The following is an 18,377-nucleotide window of genomic DNA, read 5'->3' as shown; positions in this document are numbered from 1 at the left end:
GGCGCCTCAGCGCCACCAGTCGTCGTGGATCGTCACCGGCGTGGTGCGCTTGTGGCGGCTGCGGAGCCAGATGCCCTCGAGCTTCTCCGCGACCTCGGTGGGGACGTCCTTGCCCTCGAGGTAGTCGTCGATGTCCTCGTACGTCATCCCGAGTTCGGCCTCGTCCGTCTGGCCCGGCGTGCCGTCCAGCAGGTCCGCGGTGGGCACCTTGTTCCACAGGGGCTCGGGGGCGCCGAGTTCGCGGCCCAGCGCCCGCACCTGCCGCTTGTTCAGGCCGGCCAGCGGCAGGACGTCCGCGCCGCCGTCGCCGAACTTCGTGTAGAAGCCGGTGATGGCCTCGGCCGCGTGGTCCGTGCCGATCACCAGCTGCCCGTGGGCGCCGGCCACCGCGTACTGGGCCGTCATGCGGATGCGGGCCTTGACGTTGCCCTGGTTGTAGTCCGAGATCGGCTCCCCCACGGCCTCGGCGAAGGCGGCGGCCAGACCCTGCACGGCCTCCGCGATGTTCAGGGTGACGTCCTGATCCGCGCCCACGAAGTCCATGGCGGCCCGGGCATCCGCCTCGTCGTGCTGCACCTTGTAGGGCAGGCGCACGGCGGTGAACCGGGGGTTCTCGCGGGAGGGCACGACGTCGGCGCCCACCCCCGCCTCACCCGGCGGGGCGGTGCCGGGGCCGCCCAGGGCGACGGCGTCCGTGACGCCGAGCTGGGCGCGGCGACGCTCGGCGGCGAGCTGGGCCAGCCGGCCACCCACCGTGGAGTCCACGCCGCCGGAGATGCCCAGGACGAAGCCGGACGCGCCCGTGGCCGCGAGGTAGTCGGCGAGGAAGGCCACGCGCCGTTCGACTTCGGCCGCCGGGTCGATCTCGGGGAGGACGCCCTGCTGGGCGATGATCCGCTGCTGGAGTTCACGCATGCCGGTCAGCGTAGGACCGGCCCCGCGCACGGGGACAGGGTCGGTCGGCGACGACGGCTCACGCGTCCGGGTGCCCCAGGTTGCGGGCGATGCGGCGCAGGACGCGGACGGCGTCGTCGATCTGGTCCCGCGGGACGTCCGCCGTCGCCTCGGCACGCAGGGCCTCGACCGCCTCACCGACGCGGGCGCCCGCGGTGCGGCCCGTGGCGGTGAGGGTGTAGAGGTCGCCCTCGACCGTCACCCAGCGGGACTCGACCAGCTCCTCGATCTGACCGGACACCGCGCCGCGCTGCTCCTCCTCGAAGCCGGCCTCGAGCTCGGCGCGGGACTGCGGGGCCACCGTGAGGGTGTTCAGAAACTGCCACTGGGCGCGGGTGAGGCCGTGCTCCTCGAGGCTCTCGGCCACGCGCGCCGCGATCAGGCCCTCGGTGAGGGTGAGCCAGTGCGCCAGGGGCAGGCCGGAGGGATGCTGGACGGCGTCGTCGTGCTGGATCTCGCTCATGGCCTGAGCCTAGCCAGTCCGGGACGGAAGCGGCAGGGGCGGTCGGGCCCGCACTAGCATGGGCGGCATGACCGACGCGCAGACCCCCACCGTCCCCACGCCCGAGCAGGACCGCGAGCGGCTCAAGCAGCTCATCCAGGATCTGGCTGTGGTGCACGGCCGGGTGACCCTGTCCTCCGGCAAGGAGGCGGACTACTACGTGGACCTGCGTCGGGTCACCCTGCACCACGAGGCCGCCCCGCTGATCGGCCGCGTGATGCTGCGCCTGCTCGAGGAGAACGGGATCGGGTGCGACGCGGTGGGCGGGCTGACCATGGGTGCGGACCCCGTGGCCACCGCGATGATGCACCAGGCTGGCGCCGCAGGCCGCGCGCTCGACGCCTTCGTGGTGCGCAAGGCGCAGAAGTCGTACGGCATGGGCCGGCAGGTGGAGGGCCCGGGCGTGGACGGTCGCCGCGTCGTCGTGCTGGAGGACACCTCGACGACGGGCGGCTCCGCGCTGACCGCCGTCGAGGGCGTGCGCAACGCGGGCGGCGACGTCCAGGCCGTGGCCGTGATCGTGGACCGCGCGACCGGGGCCGCCGAGCGCGTGGCCGAGGAGGCGGGGGTGCCGTACCTGTACGCGTTCGGCAAGGACGAGCTCGGCCTCGACTGAGCCTCGGCCGGCCCCGCGCCGCCCGCCTAGAGCCAGTCCGCGCGCTTGAACAGCACGAACAGCGTGAGGGCCACCGCCAGCATGAGTCCCAGGGCGAACGGGTAGCCGAACGCCCAGTGCAGCTCGGGCATGCCGTCGAAGTTCATGCCGTAGACCGAGCCCACCAGCTGCGGCGCGAAGATGATCGCCGCCCAGGACGAGATCTGCTTGACCTGCTCGTTCTGGGCGATCGACTGCTCGGCCAGCCGCTTCGACGCCAGCGTCGAGTCCAGCTCGAGGGCGCTGTTGAGCATCTGGCGCATGGTCGTCACGCGCTCGTTGATCTGGACGGCGTGGTCGTGGACGTCGCGCAGGCGGCGCAGGTTCTCCACCTCGAGGCGCGCCTGATCGCTGAGCTCCTCGTCCTCCCAGGCGTGGGCGTCGTCGCGCCGGGGCAGGCCGTCGGCGTCGAGGCGGCGGGTGTCCTCGTGCAGACGGGTGCGCACCTCCTCCTGGAGCTGCTCCACGATGGACGGCAGCGCGCGGATGGCGTGCTGGAAGTTCAGCACCTCGCGGGAGAGCTCGTAGATGCGCCGGGAGACGTGCCCGTCGCCGGCGAAGACCTGGTCCTCGATCTCCGCGATGTCCTGTTCGAGGCCGTCGGCCACCGGGAAGTAGTCGTCCACGACCCGGTCCAGGATCTCCAGGGTGACCTGCCACGGCCCCATCGCGAGGCGCTCGCGGCCCTCCGTCTCCAGGGACCGACGCACGGCGGCCAGGTCCGGCTCCTCCGCGTGACGCACCGTCACCACGTAGTGCTCGCCGGTGAAGACGCTCAGCTCGCCGAACTCCACGGTCTCGGTGCGGTCGATGTAGCGGGCCGGGTGCAGGACCATGAACGAGTCCTCGCCGTAGCGGTCCAGCTTGGCGCGCTCGCCTCCGGCGAGGGCGTCCTCGACGGCGAGCGGGTGCAGGCGCAGCTCCTCCGCGACCGCTTGGAGCTCGGCCACGTCCGGGCGGTACAGGCCCAGCCAGGCCATGCCGCCGGTGCGCTCACACTCCTCCCAGGTGTCCTCGAGGGTGGAGGGGGCGTGGACGCGCCGCCCGTCCACGTACACGGCGTTGTCGATCATGCTCACCAGGACATTCTCCCCGACGGTGGCCCCCGGCGGATTCCAGGATGCGCGCGCTACGGTGGCGCCATGAAGACTCCGCGCCATGCCCCGCCCGTCGTCCGTGACGGCAAGACCCTGCTCCCCGCCCACGCCGTCTCCACGGCCCCGGTCGCCGCGTTCGGTCTGATCGGCGGCTACCTGACGGCCCGTGAGACCGGCATCCGCCCGCTCGGCGGCGTCGTGCTGGCCGCCGCCGGCCTGTACGCCGGCCGGACGTGGTTGGCCACGCGGGGGCCGGCCGTCACCGGGGGCCTGGCCGCCCTGTACCTCGGCGGCTTCGGCGCCTCCCACCCGCTGGCCAAGAAGATCGGCGCGTGGCCGGCCGTGCTCTCCGTGGCCGCGGTGTCCGCCGGGGCCGCCTGGGCCGCCGTCGACCGGTCCGAGGCCGGCCGCTGAGAGAGCCCGCGCCGGCCGAGGACGGCGCCGTGCCCCGCGAGGTCGGCGTCGGGCCGTGGACCGGCCCGTGGCCGGAGGACCCCCGCTACGACCCGGAGCTGCTCGCGCACGGCGACCGCCGCAACGTGCTCGACCGCTACCGCTACTGGAGCCTCGAGGCGATCGTCGCGGACCTCGACGCGCGGCGCCACCCGTTCCACGTGGCCATCGAGAACTGGCAGCACGACCTGAACATCGGCACCGTCGTGCGCACCGCCAACGCGTTCAACGCCGCCGGGGTGCACATCATCGGGCGGCGCCGCTGGAACCGGCGCGGCGCCATGGTCACCGACCGGTACCTGCACGTGCGCCACCACGAGACGGTGGCGGCGTTCACGGAGTGGGCGGCGGGGGAGGGGCTGCCCGTGCTCGGCGTGGACCTGTTCCCCGAGTCGGTGCCGGTGGAGACCTTCGACTTCCCGCGTGCCTGCGTGCTCGTCTTCGGGCAGGAGGGGCCGGGGCTCTCGGCGGAGGTGCGGGCGGCGTCGAGCGCGGTGTTGTCCATCGCGCAGTACGGCTCCACCCGTTCGATCAACGCGGGCGTGGCCGCCGGCATCGCGATGCACGCGTGGATCCGGCAGCACGCGGCCGTCCCCTGAGTCCGGCGCGAGCCAGACGATTCCGCGCTGAAAGGAGCCTCTGGACCGCAGATTCGTCTGGCTCGCGGCGCAGGACGGCGCAGGATGGCGCACGACGACGCAGCAAGACGCAGGACCGCGCCGACGACGTGCGGCGTGACGGCCTCAGCCCGCGAAGGGCCGGGCCGGCAGGCCCGTCACCCCCGGGCGGACGGCGAACAGGGCCCCGGCCAGCGGGTCCTCGCCGCGCTCCAGGTTCTCCCAGGAGGTGGTGATGTAGAGGGTGCCGAGGTCGTCGCCGCCGAAGGTGCACGCCGTCGTCTTCTGCACGGGCACCTCGACCACCTCGTCGAGCGTCCCCTCGGGCGTGTACCGGTGGATCTGCCCGTGGCTGATCACGGCCACCCAGATCCCGCCCTCGGCGTCCACGGTGAGTCCGTCCGGCTTGCCCTCCCCGTCGAGCACGTCCACGAGCACGCGGCGGTTCGTCAGGCCCTCCTCGCGGGAGTAGTCGAACACGGCCACCTGCCGTGTGGGGGTGTCGTTGTAGTAGGCCCGCGTGCCGTCGGGGCTCCACTCCAGGCCGTTGGACGTCGTCGCGCCGGTCAGCACGACGTCCACCTCGCCGGCGCCGCCGTCGGGTCCGGGGGCGAGCCGGTAGAGGTTCGCGGCGCCGGGGGTCTTGGCGTACGCCATGGTGCCGCAGTGGAACCGGCCGTCTGGGTCACAGCCGCCCTCGTTCATCCGGATCCCGGCGTCCGCGCCCCACAGCTCGGGCAGCGTCGTCAGCTCGCCCTCGGGCGAGATCAGGGCGAAGCCCCGCTCCACCGCGACGACGGCGCCACCCCCCGCACGCGGGCGCAGCGCGGCGGCCACGTCGCCGACGTGCGTGCGGTCCACCGTGCCGTCGGCGCGCAGGGACAGGACGTCCCCGGCGAGCATGTCCACCCAGCGCAGACCGCCGCCGGCGGTCACGCCCTCGGCGGCGGTGCCCCACGAGGCGGCCCAGACGGGGCCCTCGCCGTGGTAGGCGATGGGATCGGTGACCTGCTCGGCGCGCATGACTGCTCCTTCGGTGGGCGGGACGGTCCTGGCCCCGACGCTAGCCGAGGCTCAGAACCACCCGCACGAGTCGGCGGTCCAGCGGTCGGCGAGGGTCGCGTCCAGGAACGCCCCCATCCGCGGCAGCGAGGCCACGTGGCCGCCCACGTGGGTCGGGGTGAGGAGCGGGTCGAAACGCACCCGCGCGCCCTCCGCGCACCAGCGGCGGCCCAGGTCGCGGCCGGTGCGGTACGGGATGACGTCGTCCGTGACGGAGTGCGCGATCATCACCGGCACATCCGGACGGCGGCCCGGTGCGCCGATCCGCTGCTCGGCGAGGATCCCGGCCAGCTCGGCATCGGAGCGGACGAGCTCAGGGAAGTCCTGCCCCGTGTGGGTCAGTGTGGCGGAGTCGAGGTGCGCGTAGGCGAGGCTGCCCACCATGCAGGTCTCGGCCGCGCCGGCGAGGGCCGTCAGGCCGGTCTCGTTGAGATGCGTGGCCGGGTCCACGTCGTACGCGGCGAGCTGCCCGGCCATCGCGTAGAGCAGGAAGGCCGCGTAGAGACCGCCGTCGATCCGGCCCGCGACCTGCACGAGGTCGGCCGGCGGGGCGCCCGCGTAGGCGCCCTTGAGGTCCAGCTCCGGGGCGTAGTCGGGCGCGAGCTCGGCGGCGGCCGCGGCCGCCCCGCCGCCCTGTGAGTAGCCCGCGAGCGCGACCGGCGCGGTCGCGGTGACGCCCGACCCCGACACCTGGGCGGCCGCGCGCACCGCGTCGAGGACGGCGTGCGCCTGGGCCTCCCGGACCATGTAGGTGTGCGCGCCCGGGGTGCCCAGGCCCTCGTAGTCGGTGACCACCACGGCGTGGCCGCGGCTCAGCAGGGACGTGATCCCGACGCCCTCGTACTGCACGCCGGTGGAGAGGGTGCGGGACGGGGCGCAGCGGTCCGCCGCCCCCTGGGTCCCCACTGCGTAGCTGATCACGGGGCGCTCGCCGCCGCCCGTCCACGGGGCGGTGGGGGTCAGCACGGTGCCGGTCACGGCGATGGGTCGGCCCTGGGCGTCCTGCGAGGCGTACATGATGCGCGTGGCGTGCGCCGGCACCTGCACCAGCCGCACCGGGTCCAGGTAGAAGGCGGTGGGCTCGGTGCGGATCAGGGCGCCGGGGGTCGCGGGCACGACGGTGGGCGGCAGGTAGAAGGGGTCGTCGGCCGAGGCGGCCGCCAGGGCGTCCCGGGCCGCGTTCCAGCGGGCGTCCTCGGCCGCCGTGGCCGGCTGCGAGAGGTCCTCGACGGCGGAGCTCACCTCCGGCGCGTCCGGGGCAGGGGCGGACTCCTGGGCCAGGGCAGCGTGCGGCGCGCCGAACCCGGCGACGACAGCCAGGGCGGCGGCCAGGGCGAGGGGGCGGGAGGGGCGGCGTGCGGGGGCCATGGCGGTCTCCGGTCTCTCGGATGCGAATGTGACGCCGCTCACCCTAGGCCAACGGCGGGGTCGTGCCCAGGCCGGCGTCGCCGTCGGGTCCGGGACCCTGGGGCGGGTCCGGCCGCGCGGATAGGATGAGCCCGAGGGTGTCGCGCTCGCCGCGCTCCCCCCGCCTGCCCGAGTCGACGACGCCTAGGAGCTGCAGCATGCCCATCGCATCCCCGGAGAAGTACGCCGAGATGATCGACGCCGCCAAGAACGGCGCCTTCGCCTACCCGGCGATCAACGTCACCAGCTCCCAGACCCTGAACGCCGCCATCCGCGGCTTCGCCGAGGCCGGCTCGGACGGCATCGTCCAGGTCTCCACCGGCGGCGCCGCCTACTTCTCCGGCTCCTCCGTGAAGGACATGGTCGCCGGCTCGCTGGCCTTCGCCGCGTTCGCGCGCGAGGTCGCCAAGAAGTACTCCGTGAACATCGCCCTGCACACGGACCACTGCCCCCAGGACAAGCTCGAGGGCTTCGTCCTGCCCCTGCTGGACGCCTCCGAGGCGGAGGTGAAGGCCGGGCGCGACCCGATCTTCAACTCCCACATGTGGGACGGCTCCGCCGAGACCCTCGAGGAGAACCTGCGGATCGGCCGCGAGCTGCTCGCGCGCACCCACGCCAACAAGCAGATCCTCGAGGTGGAGATCGGCGTCGTGGGCGGCGAGGAGGACGGCGTGGCCCACGAGATCAACGAGAAGCTCTACACCACCGTCCAGGACGGCATCGCCACCGTGGAGGCCCTCGGGCTCGGCGAGCACGGCCGCTACCTCACCGCGCTGACCTTCGGCAACGTGCACGGCGTCTACAAGCCGGGCAACGTGAAGCTGCGCCCGGAGATCCTGCAGGAGATCCAGCAGGCCGTGGGCGAGAAGTTCGGCAGGGAGCGCCCGTTCGACCTCGTGTTCCACGGCGGCTCCGGCTCCGCCGCCCAGGAGATCGCCGACTCGGTGGAGTACGGCGTCGTGAAGATGAACGTGGACACGGACACCCAGTACGCGTTCACCCGCCCGGTGGCCGGGCACATGTTCGAGAACTACGACGGCGTCCTGAAGGTCGACGGCGAGGTCGGCGACAAGAAGCAGTACGACCCCCGCGTGTGGGGCGCCAAGGCCGAGGAGGCCATGGCCGCCCGCGTGGTCCAGGCCTGCACCGAGCTGAACTCGGCCGGCAAGAGCATCGGCTGACCCCCCCGTCCGCCGCGCCGGCCCGCACCCTCGCGTGAGGGTGCGGGCCGGCGTCGTTTCAGCCCTCCCGCTCCTCCTGGGCCTGGAGGAACTCGAAGACCTCACGCTCGTCCACACCGGGGAAGGTCTGCGTGGGCATGGCCGCCAGCAGATGCGCGTGCATGCGGGCCGCGGGCCACACGTGCCCGCCCCACGCGGCCTCGAGCTCGGGGTCGGGGCGGCGGCAGCAGCGCGGATCGGGGCACGTGGAGGTGACCCGGTGGCGGGTGTCCGCGCCGCGGAAGTACCGGGCATGCTCGAACGGGGTGCCCACGGAGAGGGCGAACAGCCCGTCGGGGCCGTTCTCGATCATCGAGGTGCACCAGAACGTCCCGTTGGGCGAGTCCGTGTACTGCGTGTGGGCGCGGAACCGGTCGTTGCGGGAGAAGGCCTGCCGTGCGCCCCACTTCCGGCACGCCTGCTGGCCCTCGATCGCACCGGTGTGGTCGGCGGGGAACACGATCCCGTCGTTCTCGTAGGCCTTGTGGATCACCCCGGTCTCGTGGACCTTCTGGAAGTGGCAGCGGATGCCCAGGTCCACGGTGGCCAGGTTGGTGAACCGGTGCGCGGCGGCCTCGTAGGAGACGCCGAACGCGTCCTTCAGGTCGTCCACGGACAGGTCCCGGCGCTTCTGGGCGGCCCGCAGCAGCGACGACGCCGCCCGCTGCGGCATGAGCAGCGCGCCCGCCAGGTAGTTCACCGCCACACGCTGGGCGAGGAAGTCCTCGTAGTCCCGCGGCTCGCCGTGGCCCAGGACGGCGGCGGCGAGGGCCTGGAGCACCACGGTGCGGCGGTCATGGTCTGAGGAGCGGGAGCCGCTGATGTGGATGCGCCCGTGCTTGAGGTCCGTGACGGAGCGCGTGGAGTGCGGCAGGTCCGGGACGAAGCGCAGGGTGAAGCCGAGGTGCTCGGCCAGCTCCGAGACCGCGTGCAGGCCCAGCGGCCCGCCCGTGTGGCCGATCGCGTCGAGCAGCCGATGCGCCTCGGCCTCGAGGTCGGGGTAGTGGTTGTCCACCGCGCGCATCCGGGCGCGCAGCTGGGCGTTGGCGCGGCGCGCCTCCTCGGGGGTGGCGGCCTGCTCCTCCAGGCGACGGCGCAGCTCGGCCTCCAGCCCCGCGATCACCTCGAGGACCTCGGTGGGGGTGCGGGGCCCGATGCGCAGCGGCGGCAGGCCGAGGGAGGCGTAGTGCTCCGAGCGCGCGAACCGTTCGACCTCGATCTCCAGTTCGGCCCGCCGGGTGGGGGCCCGGCCGGTGAGCAGGTCCTCGACCGGCACGCCCAGGACCTCGGCGATCCGCTGGACCAGCGAGAGCCGCGGCTCGCGGCGGGCGTTCTCCACGAGGGACAGGTGCGAGCCGCTCACTCCCGTGCGCTCCGCGAGCTGGTCCAGGGTGAGGCCGGCCTGCTTGCGCAGGTGCCGAACGCGGCGGCCCAGCGCGACGGCGTCCACGGTCGCGCTGTCCTCGGGAAGCGGGCGGGTCATCATGCGCGGAACTGTAGACGGAACCGGGGAGGAGATCACGTGTTTCGGAAAGAAAGTCACATTCTTGACAAGCGGGGGGCCGTTGCCGTGATCCAGGCCACATGGGGGCGCAAGGACTGTCACGTTCTGACCCAGTGGCAGGAACGGCCGGAGTTTCCACCGATTTTGTGCTCCAGAGGGCCTTGCCTGGGGCCAAGGTGGATGTCAACGGCAGCGACGGACACGTCGCACCGAACCCTTCACGAACCGGACCGATCCTCAGGAGGACGTCATGACCACCCAGCCCCACCACTCCACTCCCGCCTCCGCCGAACAGCTCCAGCACGACTGGGACAACAACCCCCGCTGGGCCGGCGTCGAGCGCAGCTTCACCGCCGAGGACGTCGTCCGTCTCCGCGGCCGCATCCAGGAGGAGCACACGCTGGCCCGCCGCGGCGCCGAGAAGCTGTGGACCCAGCTGAAGGACGAGAACGCCCGCGGTGAGTTCACCAACGCCCTCGGCGCCCTCACCGGCAACCAGGCCGTCCAGCAGGTCAAGGCCGGGCTGCGCGCCATCTACCTCTCCGGCTGGCAGGTCGCCGCGGACGCCAACCTCTCTGGCCACACGTACCCGGACCAGTCCCTGTACCCGGCCAACTCCGTGCCGCAGGTGGTGCGCCGCATCAACAACGCCCTGCTGCGCGCGGACCAGATCGAGCACGCCGAGGGCGTCAGCAGCGTCGAGGACTGGCTCGTGCCGATCGTGGCCGACGCCGAGGCCGGCTTCGGCGGCCCGCTCAACGCCTACGAGCTCATGAAGTCGATGATCACCGCCGGCGCCTCCGGTGTGCACTGGGAGGACCAGCTGGCCTCCGAGAAGAAGTGCGGCCACCTCGGCGGCAAGGTGCTCATCCCCACCGGCCAGCACATCCGCACGCTCAACGCCGCCCGCCTGGCCGCCGACGTCGCCGACGTGCCCAGCGTGATCATCGCCCGCACCGATGCCGAGGCGGCCACCCTGATCACCTCGGACGTGGACGAGCGCGACGCCGAGTTCATCACCGGTGAGCGCACCGCGGAGGGCTTCTACAAGGTCCGCAACGGCGTCGAGCCCTGCATCGCCCGCGCCAAGGCCTACGCCCCCCACGCGGACCTGATCTGGATGGAGACCGGCACGCCGGACCTCGAGCTGGCCCGGAAGTTCGCCGAGGCCGTCAAGGCCGAGTTCCCGGACCAGATGCTGGCCTACAACTGCTCGCCGTCCTTCAACTGGAAGAAGAACCTCGACGACGACACCATCGCCAAGTTCCAGCGCGAGCTGGGCGCCATGGGCTACACCTTCCAGTTCATCACGCTGGCCGGCTTCCACGCCCTGAACCACTCGATGTTCGACCTGGCCAAGGGATACAACGAGCGCCAGATGTCCGCGTACGTCGAGCTGCAGGAGCGCGAGTTCGCCGACGAGGCCCGCGGCTACACCGCGACCAAGCACCAGCGCGAGGTCGGCACCGGCTACTTCGACGCCGTGTCCACCGCCATCAACCCGGACAGCTCCACGGTGGCCCTGGCGGGCTCCACGGAGTCCGGCCAGTTCCACTGATCCGCTCAGCCGAGACCGCGAGGAGGCAGTCCCATGAGCCCGCAGACCACGACCCCCACCCTGCACGAGATCCATGCCGACGACGTTCGGGAGCACACGCCCCTGCCGCATGACGTGAGCACCCAGGCCATCCCCGTCGTCATCCCCGAGGGCGCCGCCCCCGTGGTGACCGTCCACGGGCCGGTCGACGGGCGGCAGGCCGAGATCCTCACGGACGAGGCGCTGGCGTTCCTCGGCCGCCTGCACCGGCTGGCCGAGGACCGCCGCCGGCGGCTGCTCGAGGAGCGGGAGTACACCCGGCGCCGCATCACCGACGGCTGGAACCCGCACTACCTGCGGTCCACCCGCCGGGTCCGCGAGGACGACTCCTGGCGGGTGGCGCCGCTGGCCCCCGGCCTGCAGGACCGCCGCGTGGAGATCACCGGCCCCGTGGATCGGAAGATGACGATCAACGCCCTCAACTCGGGCGCCTCGGGCTGGCTCGCCGACTTCGAGGACTCCTCGACGCCGTCCTGGGACCGGATGCTGGACGGGCAGGTCAACCTGTTCGACGCGATCCGCGACCAGATCGACTTCACCTCCCCCGAGGGCAAGGAGTACCGGCTGCGCGAGCGCGAGCTCACGGACCGGCCGACCATCATCGTCCGCCCCCGCGGCTGGCACCTCATCGAGGACCACATCCGCGTGGACGGCGAGCCGATGGCCGGTGCCCTCGTGGACTTCGGCCTGTACTTCTTCCACAACGCCGACGAGCTGATCCGCCGCGGCCACGGCCCGTACTTCTACCTGCCCAAGCTCGAGTCCCATCTCGAGGCGCGGCTGTGGAACTGCGTGTTCGTGGCGGCGCAGGACGAGCTGGGCATCCCCCAGGGCACCATCCGGGCCACCGTGCTGATCGAGACGATCACCGCGGCATTCCAGATGGAGGAGATCCTGTACCAGCTGCGCAACCACGCCGCTGGCCTGAACGCCGGCCGCTGGGACTACATCTTCTCCATCATCAAGAACTTCCGGGACCGCGGGGCCGAGTTCGTCCTCCCGGACCGCTCGGAGGTGACCATGACGCAGCCGATGATGCGGGCCTACACGGAGCAGCTGGTCCGGGCCTGCCACCGGCGCGGCGCTTCGGCGATCGGCGGCATGTCCGCCGTGATCCCGGACCGCCGGAACGAGGAGGCCAACGCCGCCGCGCTGGAGAAGGTGCGCGCGGACAAGGCCCGCGAGGCCGGCGACGGCTTCGACGGCTCGTGGGTGGCGCACCCGGACCTCGTGCCGGTCGCCCGGGAGGAGTTCGACGCCGTGCTCGGCGAGGCCCCGAACCAGATCCGCACCCGCCGCCGCGAGGACGTGGTGCCGGACGAGGCCGCCCTGCTCGACGTCGCCGCGACCACGGGCTCGGTGACCGAGGCCGGCGTGCGGATGAACATCGAGGTCGGGATCCGCTACATCGAGTCCTGGCTGCGGGGGAACGGCGCCGCCGCGATCCACGGACTCATGGAGGACGCCGCCACGGCGGAGATCTCCCGGTCCCAGATCTGGCAGTGGGCCCACAACGGCACCGGTGTGCAGCTGACCGAGGGCGGCGTGCGGACCGCCAACCGCGGCTGGATGGAGCAGCTGATCCGCGAGGAGCACGCTCGGATCCTCGCCGGCCCGCTGCCCGAGGGCCACAGGTTCGAGGACGCGGTGCGCGTGTTCTGCGAGTCGGCCCTGCCGCCGGAGTACCCGGCGTTCCTCACCCTGGGCGCGTACCGCCGGCACTTCGCCAGTCAGGACGACGCCGCGGCGAAGGCCTGATCCGCCGGGCCCCACGACGACGGCCGGTCACCTCACGAGGTGACCGGCCGTCGTCGTGCCGGGACGTCAGTCCCCGGACGTGGAGGGGGACGGCGAGGCCGAGGCCGAGGCCGACTTCGTCGGTGACGGGCTGGCCGACGCCGAGGCGGACGCCTCCGCGGCCCGCTGGGATTCGGCGGCCTCCCGCGCGGCACCCTGGAACGGCCGCGGCGGCTGGCCCGGGGCCACGGGGCCGGGGGCGCCCTCGGGGCGGTCGATCGTGGACTGGTTGTTCAGCAGCTCGTCGGGCACGCGGCCGGTGGGGATCTCCCGGGCCTGGGCCAGGGTCTCCTCGTCCATCTGCGCGTTCAGGAAGAACGGCGAGCTGAGCTTGATGACCTCCTGGAACTCACCGGCGTCCTTCAGCACGGTGTCCGCGAGGTGGTCGCGGGTCTCGGTGACGAGGGTGGTGCTCTGCGCGACCGGCGAGTTCTTCACCTGGGTGAGGCCGCCGTTGGCGTCCCCGAAGCCCTCCATGGAGCCCATGGTCACGGAGACCATCTCGCTGCCGTCCTCGGAGCAGGCCCACGCGGTGCGCTGGGGCAGCAGGGGGGCGCCGTCCTGGCCGCCGACCATGCCCGGACGGAGCAGGGCGAGCAGCCCCTTGCCGGTCTTCGGGTCGAACGTGTACTCGTCCGCCACGGCGGCGGGCTCCTCCTGGCACCACTCCAGGCGGGAGCCGTCGAGGTTGTGCTGGTAGTGGACCTGCGCCAGGGGCATGCCGGGGCTGTACTCGAAGTAGCCGTTGTAGACACAGGTGAGGAACTCGTGGGTCTCGTCCTGCGAGGCGAACAGCTGCACGATCTCGATGTTCGAGCTGTCCGGGATGTGCGTGGCGACGGCGTCCAGGGTGCGCTGGTCCAGGACGTCGCGCGTGCAGTCCATCACGGAGACGGTGTCGTTGCGGACCGCCGCCGTGTTCTTCCAGGCCTCGGTGGCGGCGCCGTCCTTGATGCCCGGGCCGACGGTCTCGAACGCCTGACGCGGCTCGGCGCGCGGGGTGCCCTCGGCGGACTCCGACGCGAGGGCCTCACGGACGCGGGACGCCGCGGCGGACGCGGGGTCGGTGGGGCTCTCCGTGGCCGAGCCGGCCGCGGCCGAGGCCGCCGATCCGCTGGGCGCCGCGGCGGTCGACGAGGCGGGCTCACCGGACTGGCCGGCCGAGCCGCAGCCGGCCAGGGCGAGGGCGAGGGCGGCGACGCCGACGGCCAGCGGGGCACGGCGGCGGGCGGGCGCGGGGTGGGTCATGGAGGCTCCTTCGACGGCATCGGCGGCCCGGCCCCGGGAGCGTGGGGCTGCGGACGGACGCTGCGCCTACGGTACCGGACCGTCCTGGACGCGGGGACGGCGATCCGTCCGGCGTCCGGCGCCGTCGATAGACTCGGCCGCGACCGCATCGTCCGCGAGGAGAAGAGGCATCCCATGTCCGAGTCCCTGATCGGCAAGAACCTGATGGAGCCGCCGGCCACGCGCCTGCCGGAGGAGCCGGAGGTGCTGGCCCGGCTCGAGGCAGGTGACCTGCCCGAGGACATCGTGCCGGTGGCGCCCGAGTCCTCCCTGGTGTGGGCGCTCATGGCGGAGGACGCGTGGGCCGAGGGCCGGACCGTGGACTCCTATGCGTACGCCCGCGTCGGCTACCACCGGGGTCTGGACGCGCTGCGCCGGGCGGGGTGGCGCGGCGCCGGCCCGGTGCCGTACGCCCACGAGCCCAACCGCGGCTTCCTGCGCGCCCTGTACGCGCTGGGCCGCGCGGCCGCCGGGATCGGGGAGTCCGAGGAGGTCGAGCGCATCCGCACCTTCCTGCGGGACTCGGACCCCACGGCCGCAGAGCAGATCGAGGCCGACCAGGGCCGCGCCCAGGGCTGAGCGGAGCCGTGGCCAAGCTCTACTTCCGCTACGGGGCCATGAACTCCGGCAAGTCCACGGGCCTGCTGCAGGCCGCCTTCAACTACGAGGAGCGCGGCCAGCGGGTGCTGCTGGCCAAGCCGGAGGTGGACGTGAAGGGGGAGGGCGACGTCGTGTCCCGCCTCGGTGTGACCCGCGCCGTGGACTTCCTCGTCCCGGCGGGAGCGGACGTGCGGGAGCTGTTCCGCCGGCACGCCACCGGTGACGACCCGGACGCCCTCGTGGGGCACGTGGAGGCTCCGCCCGTGGCGTGTCTGCTCGTGGACGAGGCACAGTTCCTCGAGCCGGCGCAGGTGGACGACCTGCTGCGCATCGCCGTGCTCGACGGCGTCCCCGTGATCGCCTACGGGCTGCGCACCGACTTCCGCACCCGCTCCTTCCCTGGCTCCGCGCGGCTGCTGGAGCTGGCGCACTCCCTCGAGGAGCTGAAGACCATCTGCCGGTGCGGCCGGAAGGCGGTGTTCAACACGCGCAAGGTCGTGGACCCGACCACGGGCGCCGAGCACTTCGTGTTCGAGGGGGACCAGGTGGCGATCGACGGTGTTCAGGTGACTTACGAGTCTCTGTGCGGCACGTGCTACCTGGCCGAGTCCGGCGGTGCCCTGGGCTGAGGCGGCCATTGCCAGGCAACTGCCAGGCTGCGTGACGGCTGCGCCCATGCTCGGTTCGTACGGTGGAACCACTTCATCGAGGTGCGAGTGATGAAGGTGCGAGTGATGACAGGCGAAGGGCCCCGGTGATCCCGGGGTCCTTCGTCTGTCCGGACCCGGCCCGCATCGGCCGGCCGGCTCAGAGCGAGACGAGCAGGAGTGTGCCGCCGAAGACGAGCCCCGACGCGAGCAGCACGACCGTGGTGTACCCCAGGATGTCGCGCATCTTCAGGCCGGCGATCGCCAGAAGGGGGATCGCCCAGAACGGCTGGATCATGTTGGTCCACTGGTCGCCGTAGGAGACGGCCATGATGGTGATGGCCGGGTCCACGCCGAGCGCGTCGCCGGCCTGGAGCATGATCGGGCCCTGCACGGCGAACTGTCCGCCGCCGGAGGGGACGAAGAAGTTCACGAGGCCCGCGGCCAGGAACGCCAGCAGGCCGAACGTCACCGGGTTCGAGATCGCCACGAAGGCGTCCGAGAGCACCGCCACCAGGCCGGTGGTCGTCATCATGCCGAGGATGCCCGCGTAGAGGGGGAACTGCAGCAGGATCTCGCCCACGTTGGACGCGGCCGACTGGGTGAGGCCGATCAGCTCGTGCGGGCTGCGCACCAGCAGCAGGATCAGCGCGAGGAAGGACCAGTTGACGATGTCCAGGGTGAGGGTGCCGCCGCCGACGAAGTGCATCACCAGATAGATCACGAGCATGGCGCCGACGAGGAGCGTGGGGACACGGGAGGCGTCGAGACGGTCCGCCGGCGTCTCGATCTCCGGTGCGGACACCGCGTCCTGGTCCCGCGCGTCGATCTCCAGCTCCACGATCCGGTCCCCGGCGCGCGGGGCGACGAGGAACAGGGCCAGGGCCACGACGAGCACGGTCACCACGGCGGCGGTGATGTTCCACCAGGAGAAGGTGGTCTCCGAGACCGGGACCGTCCGGCCGCCCAGGCTCTCCGTGAGGAATGAACCGGGGGTGGCGGCCGTCAGCGGGCCGGAGCCCGAGTACCCCATGTGCCACACCACGAACCCGGAGAACCCGGCGGCCACCAGCATCGGGAAGTGCAGGACCAGCCCGCGCTCACGAGCCTGCGCCGCGACCTCCTTGGCCAGCAGCGCACCGACCACCAGGCCCAGGCCCCACGTGATGAGGGAGGCCGCCGCCGCCACCACGAACACGAAGATGTAGGCGGCCAGGGGCGTGCGGGGAATGCTGGCCAGCCGGGCGAGCAGGCGGCGCACCGGGCCGGTGTTCGCCAGGATGTGGCCGAGCATGAGCACGAGCGCCATCTGCGTGATGAACGCCAGCAGCCCGGACAGGCCGTCACCCCAGCCCACGACGACGTCGGCCGGCCCGGCCGGAGTGAGCAGCAGGCACAGGGCCGCCACCGCGAACGTGAGCACGATGGTGAACACGAGCGAGGACGGGATGAACCGCTCCATCGTCGTGTTCAGCGGGCGCATGGCGCGGCTGAAGAACGTGCCCTCGCGGGCGGTACGGCCCGGGGGCCTGGGCGTGGGCGGACGTGTGGACGTGGCGGACATGAGGCTCCTGTTCAGGGTGAGAGGCCACGGCGAGAGTGATGTGGATCACTCTAGGCGCTCGATCGTCGTGGGCAGGGCCTGGGCCACGTCTCTGGCCGGGCGCTAGACGACGAGAGTGCGTCGGCGGTCGATTCCCCAGCGGTCGACGACGTCGTGGCCCGGCTCGGCCGGGTCACCCGGAATCTGTACGCGAGCGTGGACGACCTCACCGACAAGGGATGCACCGTGCGGGTCTCGACCGAGTGAGATCACGGTGCCCAGGCCCGGCACTTCCCCCGTAGCCGGACTCATGCTCGGCATCAAGGCCGCATTCGCTGAGTTCGAGCGTCGAAGGATCAAGGAGCGCCAGGCCGAAGGGATCGCCCCAGGGTGTGTTGCCCCCTTCCAGGCGCTGCTGTCGATGGCCCTTCCGTCTCCGCTCTGGTGGAGTACGGCTCTGGTGAGAGGGCCACGCGCTCTCGGTGCATGGCATGACAGGGTCTCAAAGTCAGGGCTCCCCGGGCATGCATGAACAGGTCCGGCTCCGGTACTCTTCTTGCATGACTCTTCTGACGGTGGGGGAGGCCGCCGAGCGCCTCAAGGTCTCCGACCGCTATGTGCGGCGCCTCGTCGAGGACGGTGATGTGCCGGCCCGCCGCCTCGGAGAATCCTGGTTCATCGATGAGCGTGCCCTGGCCCGTCGTGCCCGCAGGGCGCCGGGTATCGGCCGCACCTGGGCTCCGCGGACCGCCTGGGCCGCCGTCGACCTCCTTGCCGGAGGAAACGGACGGGCCTTCCTCGACCAGCCGCGGATCTCCCGTCTGCGCTCCCGGCTGCGAACGCTCACCGCTGCCGAGATGCACCGACTGGCTGAGAACAGGGCCCGGCCCCACCGGTTCCACGCCTCGCCTCGAGCCCGAGCCAAGCTCGCCGACGTTCTCGTGCCCTCGGGGGTGTCCGCCCTGGATCAGTCGGATCTCGCCCGCCGCTTCGGGCTCGCCGCTGTCGAAGGGAACCAGCGGGAGGAGGGCTATCTGCTCGGCGACCTGGAGGCTCTCCAGTCGCGGCTCCGCCTCGACGCCTCGGCGGCGGGGGAAGTGGTGATCCGCCACGTACCTGCCCCCGTGGATCCCTCCGCCCTGCTTCGCACTGAAACAGTCGTGGCGCTGGACCTCATGGACTCCGACGACGTCCGTGAGCGGGCCGCTGGGCGAGAGGCCCTCGATCGACTGTTGCATCGTGTCTGAGCCGCGTCACCTGAGCGTGGAGGACCTCCTCGGATGTGAGGCGGGCCTCGGCGCTGGAGATGGCCTAGGGCGTGTCTGAGAACGGCTCCAGGGACCCGCTGAGATCCGGGGAGCCATGTCCCGGTTGCACGTCTGTCAAGGGCCATTGAGTTCTGCCCATAGGCGGCCAGTGTTTCTTCCCGCTGGTG

17 protein-coding genes and 1 pseudogene are annotated in these 18,377 nt (G+C 72.3%); 10 read left to right on the top strand and 8 right to left on the bottom strand.

Features of this window, described 5'->3' with window-relative positions:
- Positions 1 to 6: 6 nt before the first annotated feature.
- Together nadE and NR073_RS06255 are read right to left on the bottom strand one after the other, a co-directional pair.
- Positions 7 to 915, bottom strand: coding sequence for an ammonia-dependent NAD(+) synthetase (gene nadE, locus NR073_RS06260; RefSeq protein ID WP_141843958.1), 909 nt, complete (start codon positions 913 to 915; stop codon positions 7 to 9).
- A gap of 58 nt (positions 916 to 973) precedes the next feature.
- On the bottom strand, positions 974 to 1,417 hold the full coding sequence (locus NR073_RS06255) for a MarR family winged helix-turn-helix transcriptional regulator (RefSeq protein WP_036340247.1): 444 nt from the start codon (positions 1,415 to 1,417) through the stop codon (positions 974 to 976).
- Positions 1,418 to 1,475: 58 nt separating this feature from the next.
- On the opposite strand from NR073_RS06255, the gene pyrE reads away from it, so the two are divergent.
- Positions 1,476 to 2,072: an orotate phosphoribosyltransferase gene (pyrE, locus tag NR073_RS06250; RefSeq protein WP_041103612.1), complete on the top strand. Its 597-nt coding sequence runs from the start codon at positions 1,476 to 1,478 to the stop codon at positions 2,070 to 2,072.
- Positions 2,073 to 2,098: 26 nt separating this feature from the next.
- Here pyrE and NR073_RS06245 read toward each other — a convergent pair whose 3' ends face one another.
- Positions 2,099 to 3,190 carry a magnesium and cobalt transport protein CorA gene (locus NR073_RS06245; RefSeq protein WP_306452708.1) on the bottom strand — a complete coding sequence of 364 codons (1,092 nt, stop codon included), beginning with the start codon at positions 3,188 to 3,190 and terminating at the stop codon, positions 2,099 to 2,101.
- A gap of 63 nt (positions 3,191 to 3,253) precedes the next feature.
- Between NR073_RS06245 and NR073_RS06240 the strand changes: the two genes are divergently transcribed.
- The gene (locus NR073_RS06240; RefSeq protein WP_141843960.1) at positions 3,254 to 3,622 is read left to right on the top strand and encodes a hypothetical protein; all 369 of its coding nucleotides are present in this window, start codon (positions 3,254 to 3,256) and stop codon (positions 3,620 to 3,622) included.
- A gap of 29 nt (positions 3,623 to 3,651) precedes the next feature.
- A complete protein-coding gene (locus tag NR073_RS06235) occupies positions 3,652 to 4,260 on the top strand; it encodes an RNA methyltransferase (protein WP_317676951.1) in 609 nt (202 codons plus the stop codon).
- A 144-nt stretch (positions 4,261 to 4,404) separates the two neighbouring features.
- On the opposite strand, the gene NR073_RS06230 is transcribed toward NR073_RS06235, so the two are convergent.
- Both NR073_RS06230 and NR073_RS06225 read right to left on the bottom strand, forming a co-directional pair.
- Positions 4,405 to 5,301 (bottom strand): SMP-30/gluconolactonase/LRE family protein, encoded by an 897-nt coding sequence (locus NR073_RS06230; protein WP_049147821.1) that lies wholly within the window; start codon positions 5,299 to 5,301, stop codon positions 4,405 to 4,407.
- Positions 5,302 to 5,352: 51 nt separating this feature from the next.
- Positions 5,353 to 6,708 (bottom strand): lipase family protein, encoded by a 1,356-nt coding sequence (locus tag NR073_RS06225; RefSeq protein ID WP_119217600.1) that lies wholly within the window; start codon positions 6,706 to 6,708, stop codon positions 5,353 to 5,355.
- Between the two features lie 197 nt (positions 6,709 to 6,905).
- Between NR073_RS06225 and fbaA the strand changes: the two genes are divergently transcribed.
- Entirely contained in the window at positions 6,906 to 7,928 is a 1,023-nt protein-coding gene (gene fbaA, locus NR073_RS06220; RefSeq protein ID WP_141843448.1) for a class II fructose-bisphosphate aldolase, read from the top strand.
- 58 nt (positions 7,929 to 7,986) lie between these two features.
- On the opposite strand, the gene NR073_RS06215 is transcribed toward fbaA, so the two are convergent.
- Positions 7,987 to 9,453 carry a helix-turn-helix domain-containing protein gene (locus NR073_RS06215; RefSeq protein ID WP_020626749.1) on the bottom strand — a complete coding sequence of 489 codons (1,467 nt, stop codon included), beginning with the start codon at positions 9,451 to 9,453 and terminating at the stop codon, positions 7,987 to 7,989.
- Between the two features lie 268 nt (positions 9,454 to 9,721).
- Between NR073_RS06215 and aceA the strand changes: the two genes are divergently transcribed.
- A complete protein-coding gene (gene aceA, locus NR073_RS06210) occupies positions 9,722 to 11,029 on the top strand; it encodes an isocitrate lyase (RefSeq protein ID WP_012750705.1) in 1,308 nt (435 codons plus the stop codon).
- 33 nt (positions 11,030 to 11,062) lie between these two features.
- Positions 11,063 to 12,826: a malate synthase A gene (gene aceB / locus NR073_RS06205; RefSeq protein WP_135040325.1), complete on the top strand. Its 1,764-nt coding sequence runs from the start codon at positions 11,063 to 11,065 to the stop codon at positions 12,824 to 12,826.
- A 66-nt stretch (positions 12,827 to 12,892) separates the two neighbouring features.
- Here aceB and NR073_RS06200 read toward each other — a convergent pair whose 3' ends face one another.
- Entirely contained in the window at positions 12,893 to 14,113 is a 1,221-nt protein-coding gene (locus NR073_RS06200; protein ID WP_141843450.1) for a hypothetical protein, read from the bottom strand.
- A gap of 174 nt (positions 14,114 to 14,287) precedes the next feature.
- Here NR073_RS06200 and NR073_RS06195 point away from each other — a divergent pair, with 174 nt between their 5' ends.
- On the top strand, positions 14,288 to 14,731 hold the full coding sequence (locus NR073_RS06195; protein WP_095695231.1) for a DUF3151 domain-containing protein: 444 nt from the start codon (positions 14,288 to 14,290) through the stop codon (positions 14,729 to 14,731).
- A gap of 8 nt (positions 14,732 to 14,739) precedes the next feature.
- Complete coding sequence (locus NR073_RS06190) at positions 14,740 to 15,381, top strand: thymidine kinase (protein WP_087115174.1); 642 nt, start codon at positions 14,740 to 14,742, stop codon at positions 15,379 to 15,381.
- Positions 15,382 to 15,559: 178 nt separating this feature from the next.
- Here NR073_RS06190 and NR073_RS06185 read toward each other — a convergent pair whose 3' ends face one another.
- Positions 15,560 to 16,882, bottom strand: coding sequence for a short-chain fatty acid transporter (locus NR073_RS06185; RefSeq protein ID WP_165381387.1), 1,323 nt, complete (start codon positions 16,880 to 16,882; stop codon positions 15,560 to 15,562).
- 352 nt (positions 16,883 to 17,234) lie between these two features.
- On the opposite strand from NR073_RS06185, the pseudogene NR073_RS06180 reads away from it, so the two are divergent.
- Both NR073_RS06180 and NR073_RS06175 read left to right on the top strand, forming a co-directional pair.
- A pseudogene (locus NR073_RS06180) lies at positions 17,235 to 17,327 on the top strand (recombinase family protein); the annotation flags it as partial.
- Between the two features lie 175 nt (positions 17,328 to 17,502).
- The gene (locus NR073_RS06175) at positions 17,503 to 18,189 is read left to right on the top strand and encodes a helix-turn-helix domain-containing protein (RefSeq protein ID WP_254629341.1); all 687 of its coding nucleotides are present in this window, start codon (positions 17,503 to 17,505) and stop codon (positions 18,187 to 18,189) included.
- Positions 18,190 to 18,377: the final 188 nt, after the last annotated feature.

Origin of the sequence: Micrococcus sp. Mcc28 (assembly GCF_024519775.1) — a bacterium.
In the GTDB taxonomy this organism is placed as follows: Bacteria; Actinomycetota; Actinomycetes; order Actinomycetales; family Micrococcaceae; genus Micrococcus; species Micrococcus luteus.
The sequence above is the reverse complement of the archived record's forward strand: the minus strand, read 5'-3'. Positions and strand labels throughout refer to the sequence as shown.

Bases quoted from the DNA above. Each gene is read 5' to 3' on its own strand.
- nadE (WP_141843958.1), bottom strand. From the start codon at position 915: ATGCGTGAACTCCAGCAGCGGATCATCGCCCAGCAGGGCGTCCTCCCC.
- NR073_RS06200 (WP_141843450.1), bottom strand. From the start codon at position 14,113: ATGACCCACCCCGCGCCCGCCCGCCGCCGTGCCCCGCTGGCCGTCGGC.
- aceA (WP_012750705.1), top strand. From the start codon at position 9,722: ATGACCACCCAGCCCCACCACTCCACTCCCGCCTCCGCCGAACAGCTC.
- NR073_RS06225 (WP_119217600.1), bottom strand. From the start codon at position 6,708: ATGGCCCCCGCACGCCGCCCCTCCCGCCCCCTCGCCCTGGCCGCCGCC.
- NR073_RS06175 (WP_254629341.1), top strand. From the start codon at position 17,503: ATGACTCTTCTGACGGTGGGGGAGGCCGCCGAGCGCCTCAAGGTCTCC.
- NR073_RS06240 (WP_141843960.1), top strand. From the start codon at position 3,254: ATGAAGACTCCGCGCCATGCCCCGCCCGTCGTCCGTGACGGCAAGACC.
- NR073_RS06185 (WP_165381387.1), bottom strand. From the start codon at position 16,882: ATGCGCCCGCTGAACACGACGATGGAGCGGTTCATCCCGTCCTCGCTC.
- pyrE (WP_041103612.1), top strand. From the start codon at position 1,476: ATGGGCGGCATGACCGACGCGCAGACCCCCACCGTCCCCACGCCCGAG.
- NR073_RS06195 (WP_095695231.1), top strand. From the start codon at position 14,288: ATGTCCGAGTCCCTGATCGGCAAGAACCTGATGGAGCCGCCGGCCACG.
- NR073_RS06255 (WP_036340247.1), bottom strand. From the start codon at position 1,417: ATGAGCGAGATCCAGCACGACGACGCCGTCCAGCATCCCTCCGGCCTG.
- aceB (WP_135040325.1), top strand. From the start codon at position 11,063: ATGAGCCCGCAGACCACGACCCCCACCCTGCACGAGATCCATGCCGAC.
- NR073_RS06215 (WP_020626749.1), bottom strand. From the start codon at position 9,453: ATGATGACCCGCCCGCTTCCCGAGGACAGCGCGACCGTGGACGCCGTC.
- fbaA (WP_141843448.1), top strand. From the start codon at position 6,906: ATGCCCATCGCATCCCCGGAGAAGTACGCCGAGATGATCGACGCCGCC.
- NR073_RS06230 (WP_049147821.1), bottom strand. From the start codon at position 5,301: ATGCGCGCCGAGCAGGTCACCGATCCCATCGCCTACCACGGCGAGGGC.